This is a genomic window from Streptomyces broussonetiae (assembly GCF_009796285.1).
Taxonomy (GTDB): Bacteria; Actinomycetota; Actinomycetes; order Streptomycetales; family Streptomycetaceae; genus Streptomyces; species Streptomyces broussonetiae.
This window is the reverse complement of record NZ_CP047020.1, coordinates 330,601-345,632: the sequence shown is the minus strand read 5'-3', so window position 1 is coordinate 345,632 and position 15,032 is coordinate 330,601. Positions and strand designations below refer to the sequence as shown.

At 68.2% G+C, this 15,032-nt stretch carries 15 protein-coding genes; 8 read left to right on the top strand and 7 right to left on the bottom strand.

What is annotated here, in order from left to right:
• Positions 1 to 20 precede the first annotated feature (20 nt).
• From GQF42_RS01750 to GQF42_RS01725, 6 genes are all read left to right on the top strand, one after another.
• Positions 21 to 1,196, top strand: a complete 1,176-nt coding sequence (locus GQF42_RS01750) for a glycosyltransferase family 4 protein (RefSeq protein ID WP_158917024.1) — start codon at positions 21 to 23, stop codon at positions 1,194 to 1,196.
• Between the two features lie 749 nt (positions 1,197 to 1,945).
• Positions 1,946 to 2,890 (top strand): hypothetical protein, encoded by a 945-nt coding sequence (locus tag GQF42_RS01745; protein WP_158917022.1) that lies wholly within the window; start codon positions 1,946 to 1,948, stop codon positions 2,888 to 2,890.
• A gap of 247 nt (positions 2,891 to 3,137) precedes the next feature.
• Positions 3,138 to 4,487, top strand: coding sequence for a hypothetical protein (locus GQF42_RS01740; RefSeq protein WP_158917021.1), 1,350 nt, complete (start codon positions 3,138 to 3,140; stop codon positions 4,485 to 4,487).
• Between the two features lie 245 nt (positions 4,488 to 4,732).
• Positions 4,733 to 4,891: a hypothetical protein gene (locus GQF42_RS01735; protein ID WP_158917019.1), complete on the top strand. Its 159-nt coding sequence runs from the start codon at positions 4,733 to 4,735 to the stop codon at positions 4,889 to 4,891.
• A 124-nt stretch (positions 4,892 to 5,015) separates the two neighbouring features.
• Positions 5,016 to 5,180 carry a hypothetical protein gene (locus GQF42_RS01730; RefSeq protein WP_158917017.1) on the top strand — a complete coding sequence of 55 codons (165 nt, stop codon included), beginning with the start codon at positions 5,016 to 5,018 and terminating at the stop codon, positions 5,178 to 5,180.
• Positions 5,177 to 5,557: a peptidase inhibitor family I36 protein gene (locus GQF42_RS01725; RefSeq protein WP_199272539.1), complete on the top strand. Its 381-nt coding sequence runs from the start codon at positions 5,177 to 5,179 to the stop codon at positions 5,555 to 5,557. The genes GQF42_RS01730 and GQF42_RS01725 overlap by 4 nt, the downstream gene beginning before the upstream one ends.
• Positions 5,558 to 5,681: 124 nt before the next feature.
• Here GQF42_RS01725 and GQF42_RS01720 read toward each other — a convergent pair whose 3' ends face one another.
• From GQF42_RS01720 to GQF42_RS01700, 5 genes are all read right to left on the bottom strand, one after another.
• Positions 5,682 to 6,704 (bottom strand): helicase associated domain-containing protein, encoded by a 1,023-nt coding sequence (locus GQF42_RS01720; protein ID WP_375999850.1) that lies wholly within the window; start codon positions 6,702 to 6,704, stop codon positions 5,682 to 5,684.
• Between the two features lie 188 nt (positions 6,705 to 6,892).
• Positions 6,893 to 7,216, bottom strand: coding sequence for a transposase (locus GQF42_RS01715; protein ID WP_158917015.1), 324 nt, complete (start codon positions 7,214 to 7,216; stop codon positions 6,893 to 6,895).
• Positions 7,217 to 8,770: 1,554 nt separating this feature from the next.
• Positions 8,771 to 9,388 (bottom strand): DUF5317 family protein, encoded by a 618-nt coding sequence (locus GQF42_RS01710; protein ID WP_158917013.1) that lies wholly within the window; start codon positions 9,386 to 9,388, stop codon positions 8,771 to 8,773.
• Positions 9,389 to 9,737: 349 nt separating this feature from the next.
• A complete protein-coding gene (locus GQF42_RS46810; RefSeq protein WP_267906113.1) occupies positions 9,738 to 9,866 on the bottom strand; it encodes a hypothetical protein in 129 nt (42 codons plus the stop codon).
• A 557-nt stretch (positions 9,867 to 10,423) separates the two neighbouring features.
• Complete coding sequence (locus tag GQF42_RS01700) at positions 10,424 to 11,476, bottom strand: IS110 family RNA-guided transposase (protein WP_158917009.1); 1,053 nt, start codon at positions 11,474 to 11,476, stop codon at positions 10,424 to 10,426.
• A gap of 324 nt (positions 11,477 to 11,800) precedes the next feature.
• On the opposite strand from GQF42_RS01700, the gene GQF42_RS01695 reads away from it, so the two are divergent.
• Together GQF42_RS01695 and GQF42_RS01690 are read left to right on the top strand one after the other, a co-directional pair.
• Entirely contained in the window at positions 11,801 to 12,709 is a 909-nt protein-coding gene (locus tag GQF42_RS01695) for an IS256 family transposase (protein WP_267906112.1), read from the top strand.
• Positions 12,710 to 13,195: 486 nt separating this feature from the next.
• Entirely contained in the window at positions 13,196 to 14,203 is a 1,008-nt protein-coding gene (locus GQF42_RS01690; protein WP_158917007.1) for a glycosyltransferase family 2 protein, read from the top strand.
• Positions 14,204 to 14,227: 24 nt separating this feature from the next.
• Here the strand turns inward: GQF42_RS01690 and GQF42_RS45405 are convergent, their stop codons facing one another.
• Positions 14,228 to 14,713: a hypothetical protein gene (locus GQF42_RS45405; RefSeq protein ID WP_233273177.1), complete on the bottom strand. Its 486-nt coding sequence runs from the start codon at positions 14,711 to 14,713 to the stop codon at positions 14,228 to 14,230.
• 26 nt (positions 14,714 to 14,739) lie between these two features.
• On the bottom strand, positions 14,740 to 14,937 hold the full coding sequence (locus GQF42_RS01680) for a hypothetical protein (protein ID WP_158917005.1): 198 nt from the start codon (positions 14,935 to 14,937) through the stop codon (positions 14,740 to 14,742).
• Between the last annotated feature and the right edge of the window lie 95 nt (positions 14,938 to 15,032).

Below are 15,032 nucleotides of genomic sequence, written 5' to 3'. Positions count from 1 at the left end.
TGGCATCGACCGTGCGGCGCATGTCCATCGTGGCCCGGGTGTACGGGTATCCACCGGATCACAACGCGGGTTCGGAGTGGATGCTGCACTCGATGCTGCGGCCTCTGGCCGAGCGCGGTCACCAGGTGGAGGTCTGGCTGTCCCATCCCGGAAGGAGCGAGAAGACCTACGAGATCGACGGGGTGCGGGTCGTTCCCTTCCAGGAAGGCATCGACTTCGCCGCCCACGCCCACACAGCGGACGTGCTGGTCTCCCACTACGAGAACGTGCCCCTGGTCGCCGGCCTCGCCCGGGAGCGTCTCATCCCGCTGGCCGTGATCTGTCACGACAACTTCGCCACGAGCTTCCACAATGCGGCGGGTGCCGATCTCGTCGTCTACAACAGCGAGTGGATCCGCCGGGACGGCGAGATCTTCTACGCCCGCTACCCGCGCGAGTTCCTGCCCCGGCACAGCATCGTCGTCCGGCCGCCGGTGATCGCTAAGGAGTACCGCACGCAGCCCGGCGACTGCGCGACCCTGGTCAACCTCAACCCGGACAAGGGCGGTGAGCTGTTCTGGCAGATCGCCGCCTGGACACCGCAGTGGAAGTTCCTCGGCGTCCGCGGTGCCTACGGGCAGCAGATCATGCCGCCACCACGGCTGCCCAACTGCGAGGTCCTCGACGGCGTTCCCGGGCAGCAGATGCGCGAACACGTCTACAGCCGCTCCCGGGTGATGCTCATGCCGAGCCTGTACGAGTCCTGGGGACGCGTCGCTGTCGAGGCGTTCGCCTCGGGCATCCCCGTGATCGCCCACCCCACGCCCGGACTCGTCGAGTCCCTGGGTGAAGCCGGCATCTTCGCCTACCGCGACGACCTCAACGCCTGGATCGACGCTCTGACATCCCTGCAAGACCCGGACAACTGGGCCCGCGCCTCGCAACGGGCCGCAGCCCGCTCCCTCGAACTGAGCGCCACACCCGACATCGCCACCTGGTGCGACGCCATCGAATCGCTGGCCATGAAGCGCACGGCCAACGGCGTACGCAAGCGCGCCATCGGCACGCTCGTCGACGTGGGCGAGATGAGCCACAGCCTTGGGGAGGACTCCGCGCTCCGGGGGACGAACCGCGCCTGCGGCCGTCATGGTGCCGCGGAGCACAGAGAAACCACGACCGGTCCCGTCGACCTGCAACGAAAGGAAGGCACGTCTTGACCGAGGCAACTCTTCTCCCCATCGCCGAACCCGTCACGGTGATCGAGCCACGTGCGGCCATTGCGCCGACCATCAGCGCACCGATTGCTCCCTTCACCCACATCCTGCGATTCGACTACACCGGAGCCGTCCAGGACTTCACGGTTCCCCCCGGCGTTACCACGGTCAATGCCCGCTGCTGGGGCGGCGGAGGCCGCGGAGCCGACCAAGGGGGCGGGGGCGGATTCGCCACTGGGGACATCGCTGTCGTCCCCGGGGAGACCCTGCGGATCGTTGTCGACCTGGGAGCAAGCCGCGGTGGGGGCGGGATGAGCGGTTTGTTCAGTCAGCGGCTGGGACAGCCGCTGCTGATCGCCGCAGGAGGAGGCGCGTGCACGCGGCCGGGTCTCATTGATGCGCGTGGCGGGGCGGGCGGCGGCAGCAGGGGTTTTGACGGACAGTCGCAATCGCGGGGTGGGTGGACCGGCACGGTGGCACGTGGAGCATCGGGTTCGACGGGCGGTGCCGGCGGCTCCACGGACAGCAGTTACGGGGGGCGTGGCGGCAACACCGGCCAGAACGGCAGCCCCAACGTGAACGGAGCTCCTGGGGGCCAGGTGCCGATCCCGGGTATGGGGGGAGGCGGGGGCGCGGGCTACAGCGCCGGTGAAACAGGTGGAGGCGCCGGCTACGCGGGAGGCGGTGGAGGACTCACCCTCGCCTCCTCACAGGGCTACTGGGGCAGCGGTGGTGGAGGTGGCAGCAGTTTTGTGAGCGGTCCTGGCGTCACCGCAGGACGCACCGTGGCCGGCAACGGCGCCCGGGCGGGCGGCAAGGACGATCCCCTGTACCAGACTCCCGTCGGTGACGCGGACAACCACGGCCAAGTCGTGTTGCAATGGTCGGAGTTCACACTCACGCCCGGCGGCCCACCGGACGTGGAGCTGACGCGGGGCGGGCCCGTCGGGTATCCGGGAATCCACGTCGACTCCGACGTGGAGGTTGCGCCGGCGACGGTGTCGGTCACCCTTCCCTCCGACCGCGGCCTGCTCTTCGGCACGCAGACACTCGCCGACTACCAGCTGACCGTCCAAGACCCCTCCGGGCAGACGACACCGCACATGGGAAAGCTCTCGGAGGACGGAGCCACGCTCGTCTTCTCCGACGTGGACCTGAACCTGCCCGGCACAGCGGTGATGTGGGTTGCCGTAAGCGCCGGCCACAACGCCCCGCTCGGAGCCACCAGCCTGGCCTTCACCGTCGCAGGCAAGCCCTCCCCCTCCACCACGGTCGTCGTCACACCCGCCTACGACGTCACACCCGGCGGCGGCCCCGTCACCGCGGAACGAGGAGGGGCACCCGTCTACCCGGGCGTGGAGGTACGCAACAACGGATCACAGGCCATCCCCCTGCAAACCGTCACCGCGGCCCTCCCGGACGCCCTCAACATGCAGTTCGGCACACCGGACAATCCCGACCACCAGCTGACCGTCTGGGACGCCAATCACAACACCACCGTGTACATGGGGAACCTCTCCGACGACGGGCAGGTGCTGACTTTTTCCCACGTCGACCTGGGAACCCCCGCTGCCGGATCACGATCGGTCATGTGGGTCGCCGTGAGCGCCTCCGACGCCACCCCACCCGGCGCCACCCGGGTCGAATTCTCCGTCGGCGACCGACTCTCCCCCTCCACCACCATCAACGTCATCTGAGCAACCCGGCAGTCACACGGTCCCCGCTGTGCCCGAACAGCCCAGCGGGGCGGCTGCTCAGCAGTTGTCCCGCGTTCCCACGCAGGCGGAGGTTGAAGAACAAGGGCACAAGAGGTGCCGAAACCCTCATCCAAGGCTGGCGCGGCGATGGGTTGTGCCTGCGAGCAGCCCAACACCCCGACCTTCCTCCGTTCCCTATCGAACCGCACCAGAAGTACGCCAGCTTTTCCAAGCAAGGGAGATTGACATGCCTGCATCAGTATCAGCGGTATCACCGGTCGACGCTCAGACGTCGGACCCGGAATGGACGGGTATCAAAGCCCTCGGGTACGCGAACCGGTTCGCCACCTGGGACTCCGAGTTCCGGTACGACGGCCGCATCCGCGTCCCGATGGGCATCAAGATCACAAAGGTTGAGTACGCCTACTACGGCCAGGACGACAAGTCCTACTGGACCGCCGTCGAGGTGCCGCGCGGCCGCATGGGCATCGACCAGGAATACGAGGTGATCGACCTGACGTTTCTCGAGGACTCCGACGTCATCACCTTCACGCTGCGCGGCGACCTCAACGTCGATTCCGCACCGGAGCAGGGCCAGTACAGCCGCACGTACCAGCTCGGCGTGAAGGTCAGCCTCAGCGACGGCACGACCCGCACCACCCACGTGGAGATCGAGGTCCTCTGGCCCGCCTACGACCCGGCCAACGGGCGGATCGGGCGCCCCTTCGTCCGCCTGCCCTACGACAGGGGCTGGGGCGGGACTCCCAACAGCCAGGCCGGCTTCGGCTACGTGTCGGACAACGGCTACATCGCCGACAAGTTCATCATCGACCTGGTCAACCCCCGTCAGGGCAAGGAGAACGTGGCCGGCAACAACAGCGACCACGTGTACTACCAGCTGGTGCACGAGGACGGCACGCCGTCCCACCTCACGCCTGCCCCGGTCAAGTTCTACGTCAAGGGCCACGCGGACGCCGGAACCGGCAACAAGCGAATCCTCGACGCCGTCAACCTGCTGGATGAGGGCGACAAGCCGGGGTACTACCGGTTCCTGGTCTGGCCGCAGTCCACCAACACCTCCGACGGCAAGACAAGCGCCCTGAGCTGGAACCCGGACAACCCGGAAGACGCCTTCCAGATCGGCAGCGTCTACTTCCGCTACACCGCCACCCGCAGTGCCAGCTTTTCCGTCGCCCCGGGCGGACCGCCGGACGTCAGGCTGACCGCCGGCGGCCCGGTCGGCTATCCCGGGGTGCGTCTCGAGACCACCGAAGGGCCGGTGCCCGAGCAGACCGTCCAGGTCAGCCTGCCCCAAGGGATGGGACTACAGTTCGTGGAGGAAGGCAACCCCGGCTACCAGCTGACCGTGCTGGACTCCGACGGATCTCTGAAGAACTTCATCGGACAACTGTCCCAGGACGGCCAGACCCTCACCTTCTCCAAGGTCAACCTGGCCCTGCCGGGCAAGTCCTCCACGTCCACCGCGTGGGTGGCCGTCAAGGCCGTCGGCCCGAACACCACGGGCCGCACGTCTTTGACCTTCCAGGTGGGTAGTGAGACCAGCCCGAGCACCCCCATCGAGGTCGGCGCCCGCTGACGGTCCAGCCCGTGCCCGCACCCCGACCAGACTGGTTCCCCCGACGGGGCGCGGGCGCGGCGAGCGGGCAGACCCAAATGCCGCTGATCCGGGCCATGTGCTCGGCATGATCGCCCCCTTCCACGGCCAGAAGGAGGACCACGCGTGTCGATGCGGCCTCGGGCCGACAGGAGGCGGTCGACCTGACGGCGCTGCGGGCCCTGCGGGAGTCCCGCAAGCAGGACGTTCTCGCTGGCGCCACCACGGTGGCCGCACGGACCCTGCTCGTCGGCCAGTTCCTCACCGGGAAGTCAGGCGGCTACCCGCCGCCGAAGCGGTTCATGGACCTGCTGATACTCAAGCCGCAGCTCCGGCGCCCGCAGAAGACCCAGACGGCGAAGGCTGAACTACTGCCGTTCGGCTGAGTTCCCCGGCACTGCCGGGCGGGAGTCGAGCTCGTGCTGTGGTGAGGTTCGTCAGCCCTGTAGGAGGTCCGACACTCGTTCCGGTCACTGCTCAGCGCGACACGCTGATGATCGGTCGGAGCCGGTGGACGATGCCGTAGTGATCAATGAAAGGCTGGGCATCCGTCGCTCGCTGGCAGTCGTCCGCGCCGAGGCGGCGGGCGGGTCACCGAGCGGCGGCTGCACGAGCGCGCCGTCGCCGCAGCCCTTCCTCTTCATCTCGACACTGACCGAAGGATCTTTCCTGTGAAGCGTCCGACCGCCGTTCTGGCCGCTGCGCTGCTTGCTGCCGGAGCTCTTGCTACCGCCCCCGCCCCCGCCTCAGCCACATCAGCCGCCGCCTGCCCCGCTGGGTACTTCTGCGTTTGGACCGGACCGAACTTCACGGGCCAACGGTTCACCTTCAGCGGCGACGATGAAGAGTGGGAAAGCGCCGTGTCGCACAAGGACACCTCTTGGGCTAACCACGGCGTGTCCGGCCCCGGAGTCAAGGACCACGTCAAGGTCTACAGCGGGCGCGACCACACGGGCGACGTCACTCTCTGCCTCGCGCCCGGCCAGGAAGTCGCCCAAAACCGCTTGGCTGCCGGTCGGGGAGCGTCCAGCGAATGGACGATGCGCTGCTGACCCACGTCCGACCACACCGCCAGGACAGACCCCGGTGGCCGCCCCGGAAGCGCTGGTGTTCCCTCGGCGCGACGAACGCCCGGGCTGACCCGGAACACGTCACGTGTCCCCCGGTGGTCAGGTCCTACGACCAGCGCATGTCGATGCTGGAGAACTGCTCGACGCGTTCCGGCGACAGCGTCGCGGCCCTGCTCCGCTGGTTGCTGAGCCATGCGCCGAGTCGGAGTTCCCGCTCATCCTGGGCCTCGCCGTCGAGGCCGACCACGATGGTCTCCACGTGCTTGCGCGGCACGCGCAGGTGTCCCTCGCGCTCGTAGAACTGCCGGGCGGCCTCGTAGTCCAGCGCCCACTTGTCGGCCTGGGTACGGCGCGGGGGCGGCTTCTCGTCCTCGGCCGCGGGCTCGATCCCGAGGACCTGCTCACACATCCATTGCTGGACGGTGGTGAGGTTGTGCCAGCCGAGCCGGACCGAGCGCACCCACCGGCCAAGGTCCTCGCCCTGGTTCAGGACCTCGCCGGGCTCGGTCGGCAGGTCACCGCCGACCTCCACGTGGAGCCGGACGAGGTGGAAGGCGCGCTGCCACTCCACGGGCCAGGTGGGGCACCACGACGGGTCGATGTCCTCCAGCTGTTCGCGCCGCTCCTGCGACAGCGCCCCGGCCGACGATCCCACCAGCAGGCCCTCGGCACGCCGCAGCTCGATGTCCTGCGCCTTGCGGGCGGCGGCCCTGGCGTTCTTCAGCCAGATGCCCACCTTGTAGCCCTGGTGGGTGGCGTCCAGCGGCGTGAGCAGGTGCCCGTTCGCCTCGGCCCACCCACGCGCGGCGGCCAGGCCCTCTTCCCACGCGACGTCGTAGTGCGACCACACCATGCCCAGCTTCTCCAGCTGCTCGATGCGGTCCTCGTCCATGTCACCGCGGGCGTAGAAGCGGCGGGCGTCAGCGATCCACTGCCCGAGGGGGAACCCGGCGAGCGAGGCCGGCCACCCCTCGGCTTCTACCTCCTGGTCGTCGCGGCCGGGTACGTGGTACGTGAACGGCACCTTGAGGTCGCCGTGTTCGCGGGCGTAGATGACGGCGGCCTCCACACCGCGCCGCCAGTGCTCGTGCTCGGGGTTGAGGACGCGCAGGTTGATGAACGCGGCCAACTGCGACGGGTCGCGCGGCGTGGAGAACTTCAGCAGCTTCCGCGCGGGCGCCGACGGCCCGCCGGACCCGTTCCCTTCGCCCCGGCTCTCCTAGCCATGCGCGGCCTTCTGGACCGGCTGGTAGGCGCTCGGGGCCTGCTGCTGCGCCAACTGCTCCACCACGCGGGCGTCGTGCGTCCTGAGCGCCTCTAGCAGCTTCGCCAACCCGCCGAACGCCCGGCTGGTGATGCCAGCTCGCGGATGCGCTTGTCCTTCTCCTCGGCCTCGGCCCGCAGCCGCTCCAGCTCAGACCGCTCGCTCTCCCGAAGACGACCGCCGGGCGATGGCTCGGCCACCGGCCGATCCGACGACGGCGACCCGTTGCGCCGCGCCCGCGACACCCAGCTGTGCAACGTCCCCGGGTGGATGCCCAGATCCTCAGCCACTTCCGGAATCGGCTTCCCGGTCTCCGTCACGATCCGTACCGCCCCCTCGCGGAACTCGGCGTCGTAGATGCGCTTCCTGGATGCCATGACCCCAACTATCCCTCCGGTCACGGTCTCCACAGTAGGAGGGGAACCTCATGGTGACCGGGCAGGCCGGATCTGCGACGGCCTGTCGGGCGGCTTCCCGCGCGCCGTCCATGGCTTTGGCGAACTCCTTGTCCCGGCCGCGCCGCTGGTAGATCGCCGCGCTGCTCACGCCGATGGCGGCGGCGGCCGCGATGACGGTGGTCCCCGGCTCGCTCAGTTCTTCAAGGAACCGGGCCACCCGCTGGGGAGTGAACCGGATGACCCTGCTGACCCCGCACGGGGGCGAGGCGGCGCTGACCGCGTCGCATGCGGCCGCGAACGCTGGATCGTCGCCGCGCCATCCTCCCGCACCGCTAATACCGAGGCGTGCACGACTCACCACCGCAGTCCCCGGGCATGGCAAATGGCCCGTACACCCCGCGACCGGCACGCGGCGTACCAGCCATCCGCCGTGCTCAGTGTTGCCTGTCAGTACGACCAGGTCACGGATGCCGGTTCCTGGTCGGGGTTGGGAACGCCGCCGGCGGTCATCGGGGCGGCTGGGTGCCGCATGGCGGTGATAGGGACGGCGGCGGGCTCGCCGGGTGGACTGGTGAAGAGGCAGGCAGCTCGGACACGCTCGAAGTCGGCAGTGTCGGGGGTGGAACGTTCGGCGTGGGCGGGCCTGGGCGTGCAGCAAGCCGACTGGTCAGCCGCCGCCCCAGCCGGGGGCGCCGAGGGTGTAGAGGAGGACGGCGACTGTGGCCAGGGTGAACGTGGTCAGCGCCAGGCGCTGCCAGGGGATGACCCGAAGCATTGAAGGCTCCTTGAGGTCGGTGGTGTCGGAGTGTGTGTCCGCCGGCGGGTCAGTCAGCCGCCGGTCCAGCTGGGGGCGCCGAGGGTGTAGAGGAGGGCGGCGAGGGAGGTCAGGGTGAATGTGGTCAGCGTCAGGCGCTGCCAGGGGATGACCCGAAGCATTGAAGGCTCCTTGAGGTCGGTGGTGTCGGAGTGGTCCGCCAGCGGGTCAGTCAGCCGCCGGACCAATCGGGGGCGCCGAGGGTGTAGAGGAGGACGGCGACCGAGGCCAGGGTGAACGCGATCAGCGCCAGGCGCTGCCAAGGGATGACCCGAAGCATTAACGACTCCTTGGGGTCGGTGCTTTCGGAGTATCGGCCGGCGGATCAGTCAGCCACCGACGTAGCCGGGGGCGCCGAGGGTATAGAGGAGGGCGGCGACTGAGGTCAGGGTGAACGCAGTCAGCGTCAGGCGCTGCCAGGGGATGATCCGAAGCATTGAAGGCTCCTTGAGGTCGGTGGTGTCGGAGTGTGTGTCCGCCGGCGGATCAGTCAGCCGCCGGTCCAGCCGGGGGCGCCGAGGGTGTAGAGGAGGGCGGCGACTGAGGTCAGGGTGAACGCAGTCAGCGTCAGGCGCTGCCAGGGGATGATCCGAAGCATTGAAGGCTCCTTGAGGTCGGTGGTGTTGGAGTGTGTCCGCCAGCGGGTCCTCAGCCGCCGGTGTAGTTGGGGGCGCCGAGGGTGTAGAGGAGGACGGCGACCGAGGCCAGGGTGAACGCAATCAGCGCCAGGCGCTGCCAGGTGAGGGTGTGGGACATGGCTGGTTCCCTTCTCGAGCGGCGTTGGCTGGGTGGTGCATGGCGGTTGCGACGAGCAGGGCCGCGGCGATCGCCAGGAGCACGTCGCCGATGCTGACGACGGCGTGCAGAGGCGGAAGGGGGATGGTGTCGCCCAGGGCGAGCAGACGGGTGCTGCGCCCGGCTGGCACGTTTTTGGCAGTCTGGGACCCGGCGGGCAGCCCGGCGACGGCCGCCGAGGAGATGCTGTAGGGCATCCGGCCGTTGACGGCGATCGGCAGAGCATTGAGAACGGCACCCGTGAGTGCCAGTCCCACCCCCGCCTTCAACGGCCAAGTTCTGCCTCGCGCGTTGACGCCCAGCCAGAGGAGGGCAAGGGCAATGGCCAATGCAAGAAGCGGTGCCCTGAGATGGTGTCCGGCAGTGCCGGGAAGGCCGGCGGTAGCCAGCTGCGCGACCTGCACAGCGGCCGCGAGCCACAGCAGCCACAGCCATCGCAGCCGCACGCCTGCGATCCTGCTCAACCGGCCACCGCTGAGATACCCCACAGCCGTTCCGACAGCAACCGGTCCCCCGAACAGAATCAGCGCGGTGACGCCCATGACCCCACTCCGCAGCTGACGCACCCCGCCACGCTCATCCCCCACCTCACTGCAATTTGGCGCCGCAGCGTTCCTGGGCGCGAGTCCCCCAGCCCAACTGGGCATGGCTGGTTCTTTCGCTGTACGCACGCACCGGTGCGTTCCATCACGAATCTAGGGTCGGCAACGCGCCTTGGGGAGTGTCCGGCTGCACAGTGAGCAGAAGATTCCGGTGCCGCCGTGCACAGTGAGCCAGGCAAGCGGCCCGGCATGAACAGGCCATGCTGCGAGTTCAGTTGCAGACGCCTTCGGCAGTATGTGGTAGGTCGATCGGGCCGGCGGCGGCGTGGGTGAGCATCGTGTAGGCCAGCTACCAGACGCCGAGGATCGCGGCCGTCTCGCAGCGCAGCCGGCCCTTGGTCGTGTAGCCGAGCTGATGGCCGTGGAGGTAGGCCGCGCCTTGCGGGGTGTCGGGGTGGACCAGGGCGACGGCGATCAAGTCGGGGTTAGTACTCGAGCCGTAGGTGTGGATCTTCGTGCGCGGCACGCTGCCAGTCAGGTATCGGGGTCGTCGCGATCACAGCTCGGGGTCCTCGGGGCCGGGACGTCGCCGAACATGTCGTCGATCGCCTGGGTGACCTGCGGCCGGTGCTCGGGCCGGGTGGCGCTGAGCACCGACCCGGTGAGGCTCTGACCAGGTCGATGCCCTCGAACAGCTCGGTGATGTCGGCGATCGTCTGGGGGTCCAGGATGGTGCCGGTGTCCGGGGAAGCGCGCGAATTCGCAGAATCCCGGACGTCTCTGGCTTGTAACCCGCGTGGGGTGTGGTGGGTTGAGCTGGAAGTCTCGCGCGGGTTCGCGTGTCACATCTCGGACAGGAACTGAACGTCAGCTGAGGGTTCAAGCAGCTGCCGCGCGGAGGCAAAGGATCTACTTAACTTGTCATGCAAGAACCAGGACAGGTTCGCCAGCGCAGCACCGCGGCTAGACTGCCGCTCTTGCGCGGCGATGCTCGTGGGACGGAGACGTGACGGGTTGCGTCCTATTACTCCTATGTCAAGCGGCCGTTGCGAGAGTGATCACGTTGCTGTGTGATTCTCGGGCGTCGCGCCGGAGGGCCCGGTAGACGACGTCGGACAGGTGACGCTTGAGGGCGCGGATGGCTTCGGTTGTGGTGTTGCCGGCGTTCTGCCGACGCTGGAGGTAAGCGCGGGCGTCGGGGTGGTAATGGGCCTGGGTGACCGCGATGCGGTGCAGGGCTGTGTTGAGCTGGCGGTTTCCGGTACGACTGAGTCGGTGTCGTGCGCGGTTGCCCGACCACACGGGCAGGGGTGCGGTGCCGTTGTGTCGGGCGAAGGCGGCCTCGGACCTGAAGCGCGTGACGTCGGCGGTCTCGCCCAGGATCTTCGCAGCGGTGAGCGTGCCGCAGCCGGGGATCTTCAGCAGGTTCGGGGCCAGCGTCTCGATCCTGCCGGTGATCTCCTTCTCCAGCTCACGGATCTCGTCGGTCAGTGCCTGGCAGCGAGCCAGCAGTCGCCTGGCCAGCCGTGCAACGATGCCGTCGGAATCACGCAAACGGTCCTCGACCACGGCGACCTGCCGGGAATGTGTCAGGCTGCGAGCCGGGGGATCAAGACCGGGGTCGAGTTCGTGCAGATGCCAGCGCATCCGGTTGATGATGCGCGTGCGTTCGGTGACCAGGTCTTCGCGGTAGTCGACCAGCAAGCGCAGTTCCCTGCTGGGCCCGTCCAGTTGGGCTGTGGGTAGGTCGGGTTCACGCAGCGCGGCCCGGGCGACGGCCAAGGCATCGATGGGGTCGGACTTGCCGTATGTGCGGGCCGCCTTACGGCAGTTGGCCATGAGCTTGGGAGGCACGCGGACAATGCGTTCCCCGGCTGCCAGTAGATCGGCTTCCAGCCGCCGGGAGAGTTGTCGGCAGTCTTCCACCGCCCACAGACGGTGCTCGCCGAACCGCCGTGCCCAGGCCAGTAAACGCAGGTGATCGGAACTGGTGGTGCCGGTGGTGTGAGTCCCAAGCTCACGGCCTCGCTCATCAGCAGCGACTGCGGTGTGGTTGCGCTTGTGGGCATCAATTCCCAAGACGACCATCGATCCCCTCCTCTGTGCTCGCACAACGGACGGGCCGGGCGACGGGCACCCCTCAATGCGGACGAACTCACACTCCTATCAAGCCACTGCCGCTGGCCCGCAAGGCCGCCCCGCGGGCCGCATAACGGGACTTGGCCACCGACAACGAGGCACGAAGTGGTCGAGCGAACCCGCGGGACTACTACCGAGCATGACATTGAGAGAAGTGGTGTACGGGCTCCCACCTGATCCGGGCGTTTGCCCCGGCGTCGGAGTGAGTGCCCGGATACAAGAACGGCCACCGGCTGATCTTCGAGATGTCGAGTCACGAAGGAGATCAGCACGATGACCGCACCCGACAGTGTGCCCCTGCACGCCCTCGCCGAAGACAACCTCGGCGCGGCGAGTCCCGATCTGCTGCGCGCGATGGTCAAGACGTTCGCCGACGCGCTCATGTCCGCAGAGGCCGATGCCCTCTGCAATGCCGAATACGGGCAGGTCAGCGACGAGCGAGTCAACCACCGCAACGGATATCGCCCGCGCGAGTGGGACACCCGGGCAGGCACCGTCGAACTCGCCATCCCCAAGCTCAGGTCCGGCAGTTACTTCCCGCACTGGCTGCTGGAGCGACGCCGGCGAGCCGAGCAAGCCCTCATCTCGGTGGTCGCCACCGCCTACCTGCTGGGCGTGAGCACGCGCCGGGTCGAGAAGCTCGCCGAGTCCCTCGGGGTGACCCAGCTGTCGAAGTCCCAGGTCAGCGCGATGGCTAAACACCTGGACGAACAAGTCGCCGCGTTCCGCAACCGGCCCCTGGATGCCGGCCCCTACGCCTTCGTCTGGGTGGATGCGCTCACGCAGAAGGTCCGCGAGGGCGGCCGCATCATCAACGTGCATGCGTTGATCGCGGTCGGCGTCAACGCCGACGGGCACCGCGAGATCCTCGGCTTGGACGTGGCCACCGCCGAGGACGGCGCCGGCTGGCTGGCCTTCCTGCGCTCACTGATCGCCCGCGGCCTGTCCGGCGTCCAACTGGTCATCTCGGATGCGCACATGGGCCTGGTCAACGCGATCGGCGCCACCCTGCCCGGCGCAAGCTGGCAGCGATGCCGTACTCACTACGCCCGCGCGTTGCGCCGCCAGTTAGCCACCGCAGCTGGAACCCAAACTGTGGGGCAGGTCAGGATGTCGCCCGATCGTGCAGCAGACCCAACGGCCCCACCAGCCGCGAGGCTTGGGACGCCGCGACCGTGCTGAACAGCCCTGCTGTACGTGTTGCCCAGGACGCAGCTGCCTTCGGGACTGCGTATCAGCGTCACCTCCAGGCGAACGTGCGCCTGTACCAACAGCTCACCGCGGCGACCGCTCTCAGCGAGCCACAGCGGGCCCTTGTGGATCAGGCGGTCCGGTTCTACCGGCGCATGAGCTGCCCCGATTTTCGTAGAGTCAGGTGATTTTGTTTCAGGCGGACTGCGGGGGCTGCTCCTGGCTCTGCCGGAAGTCGCGTTCGTCAGCAGCAGGGGATCGAGCACAAACTTGGTGATCTTGTAACGATGGGCCGCCCCCTGTGACACGCAGGACCTGGGACGCGCTGAACACAGTGACCCCGGTCGGGATCACGCCGCCTGCTCTCCGGGGGGGGAAGGTACGCGGGCGGCATCAAGACAGGGGCGGGCCCGTTTACCCCCCGTGGCGGGCCCGCCCCCTGTTCATCTCGCAGCGTTTCGAGTGGAGTCCACGCCGATGATCAGTGTCATAGTCGCCGCGCACGACCTTCAGGGACAGCTGGGGGTCTGCCTCAATTCGATACTGAACCAGTCCTTCCGGGATGTGGAGGTTGTCGCGGTCCTGGACCAGTCTGCTGAATGCCCTGCGGGCTTGGTGGATGACTATGCTCGGCGGGATGGGCGGGTCTCGGTCGTGCGGCTGACAGGCGTCGCCGGCATCGGCCGGATACGCAACGCGGGGGCGGAGCGCGCCGCCGGTGACTACCTGCTGTTCCTGGACAGCGATCACATCATCGGGGGTGAAACGCTTCAGGCGATGGTCGATCGGCTGCAATCGGCAGACGAGCCGGATGTTCTTCTCTTCGGGCACACTCGCCTCCATCGCGGCCGCTCATGGCCCGGTGCCGCCGCCGGCCTGCTTGCCCGGCAGGGACGTGAGCCCTTCGCCTCGATGGACCAGCCCGAGTTGTTCGGTGCTCCCGCCTACTCCTGGGACCGTTTGGTCCGCCGCGACTTGTGGATCCGGCAGGAACTCGCGTTCCCCGACGGTTTCCACGAGGAGGTCACAGTCGTGCACCGTGCCATGCTCGCCGCCGACCGGGTCGCCGTCCTGAAGTGGAACTGCGTCCAGATCCGCCGCCGGCACACTCAGCACCCCGCAGGCTCACCGGGCGGCACCCACTTCGACGTCTTCAGCCGGTACGAAGACAGCTTCGACTTGCTCGAGGCGCGCGGCGCCCTGGAGGTTGTGGCTCCCTTCCTCTTCACTCGTATGATCCGTCACTACCTCTTCCTTCTCAATCTCGAGGGATGTCTCTCCCGCTCCGAGCGCCCGCAGTTCTTCCAACGCGCCAGCGAGCACTACCGGCGGTTCCTCCCCGACGGCTACGAGCACCCCGAGGGTCGGGAGGGGGTCAAGTTCCAGCTCGTGGCGAGCGGGAGATACAGTGCGCTGGAGGCCGCCAGTCTCCCTCAGCGCGCGCGGAGTTTCGTCTCCCGGGGCGCCGCCGTCCGCGGACGGTAGCCCCAGTCTGGGTGACTTCGACCGTTAGAGGTTGCGCAGATAGGTGCTGTGGGGCCTCGCACGGCTGGGCGTGGACACCATCCGCTTCGGCCAGATCGACACCCTACTCTTGCACTCGCGGCCGGGGCTGGACTCCGACGACGCGATCACCGCCGCCGGGTCGATCACTCCTTTCGGCCGCTTCGGCACCGCCGAGAAGCCGCCGCCTCGGCCCTTTACAGCGGAGCGGCCGTCTGCCGGCGTGCCGGGGGCGAGAAGGCGGCGAACGCAGCGTCCAGCAGGTTGCCAAGGTCTTCTTGGCCGCCGCTCGTCACTCCACTGCCCGAGGACGATCCACAGGCATTCGAGTGCTGCTGCTGCGCGCACGTTGGCGATGACCGGTGATCCGTCGGCCGAGGAGGCCGTCTCCCGCAGCCGGGCGACGATCTCCGGTCGCCATTCAGTCTGCTTCTCGCGGAGCCGCGCGTGCTCGTCAGCGCCGTCACGAGGTTGCTGCCCGGCCCCACTCACACGGCAATCGCCCCTGCCGGCGTCCCTCAGGCGGCGTCGGACCGTTCCGGATCGGCCTGCGGACGCATAAGCGGCACTTGCCTGCCCCCCTGGATCAGGCGCAGGTGCCGGCGGCGGGCGTGACGGGGTGGCTGCGAGGCGCGTGTCAGGCAGTCCTCGACACGGTCCATCCCGTACAGCACCAACGCCACCATGGGCAGCAGCAGGCAGGCAACGATGACCACGGTATCGGGCCCCTCACGAAAGACGGCCGCAGACGGGTGCCCGCACCCGCATCCGGCTACCAGCCCGCTTATGTGAAGGTCCCGTGGCCCTTGGC

Coding starts and splice junctions, on each gene's coding strand:
- GQF42_RS01750 (WP_158917024.1), top strand. CDS start 21: ATGTCCATCGTGGCCCGGGTGTACGGGTATCCACCGGATCACAACGCG.
- GQF42_RS01740 (WP_158917021.1), top strand. CDS start 3,138: ATGCCTGCATCAGTATCAGCGGTATCACCGGTCGACGCTCAGACGTCG.
- GQF42_RS01715 (WP_158917015.1), bottom strand. CDS start 7,216: ATGGCATCCAGGAAGCGCATCTACGACGCCGAGTTCCGCGAGGGGGCG.
- GQF42_RS01710 (WP_158917013.1), bottom strand. CDS start 9,388: ATGGGCGTCACCGCGCTGATTCTGTTCGGGGGACCGGTTGCTGTCGGA.
- GQF42_RS01700 (WP_158917009.1), bottom strand. CDS start 11,476: ATGGTCGTCTTGGGAATTGATGCCCACAAGCGCAACCACACCGCAGTC.
- GQF42_RS01695 (WP_267906112.1), top strand. CDS start 11,801: ATGACCGCACCCGACAGTGTGCCCCTGCACGCCCTCGCCGAAGACAAC.
- GQF42_RS01690 (WP_158917007.1), top strand. CDS start 13,196: ATGATCAGTGTCATAGTCGCCGCGCACGACCTTCAGGGACAGCTGGGG.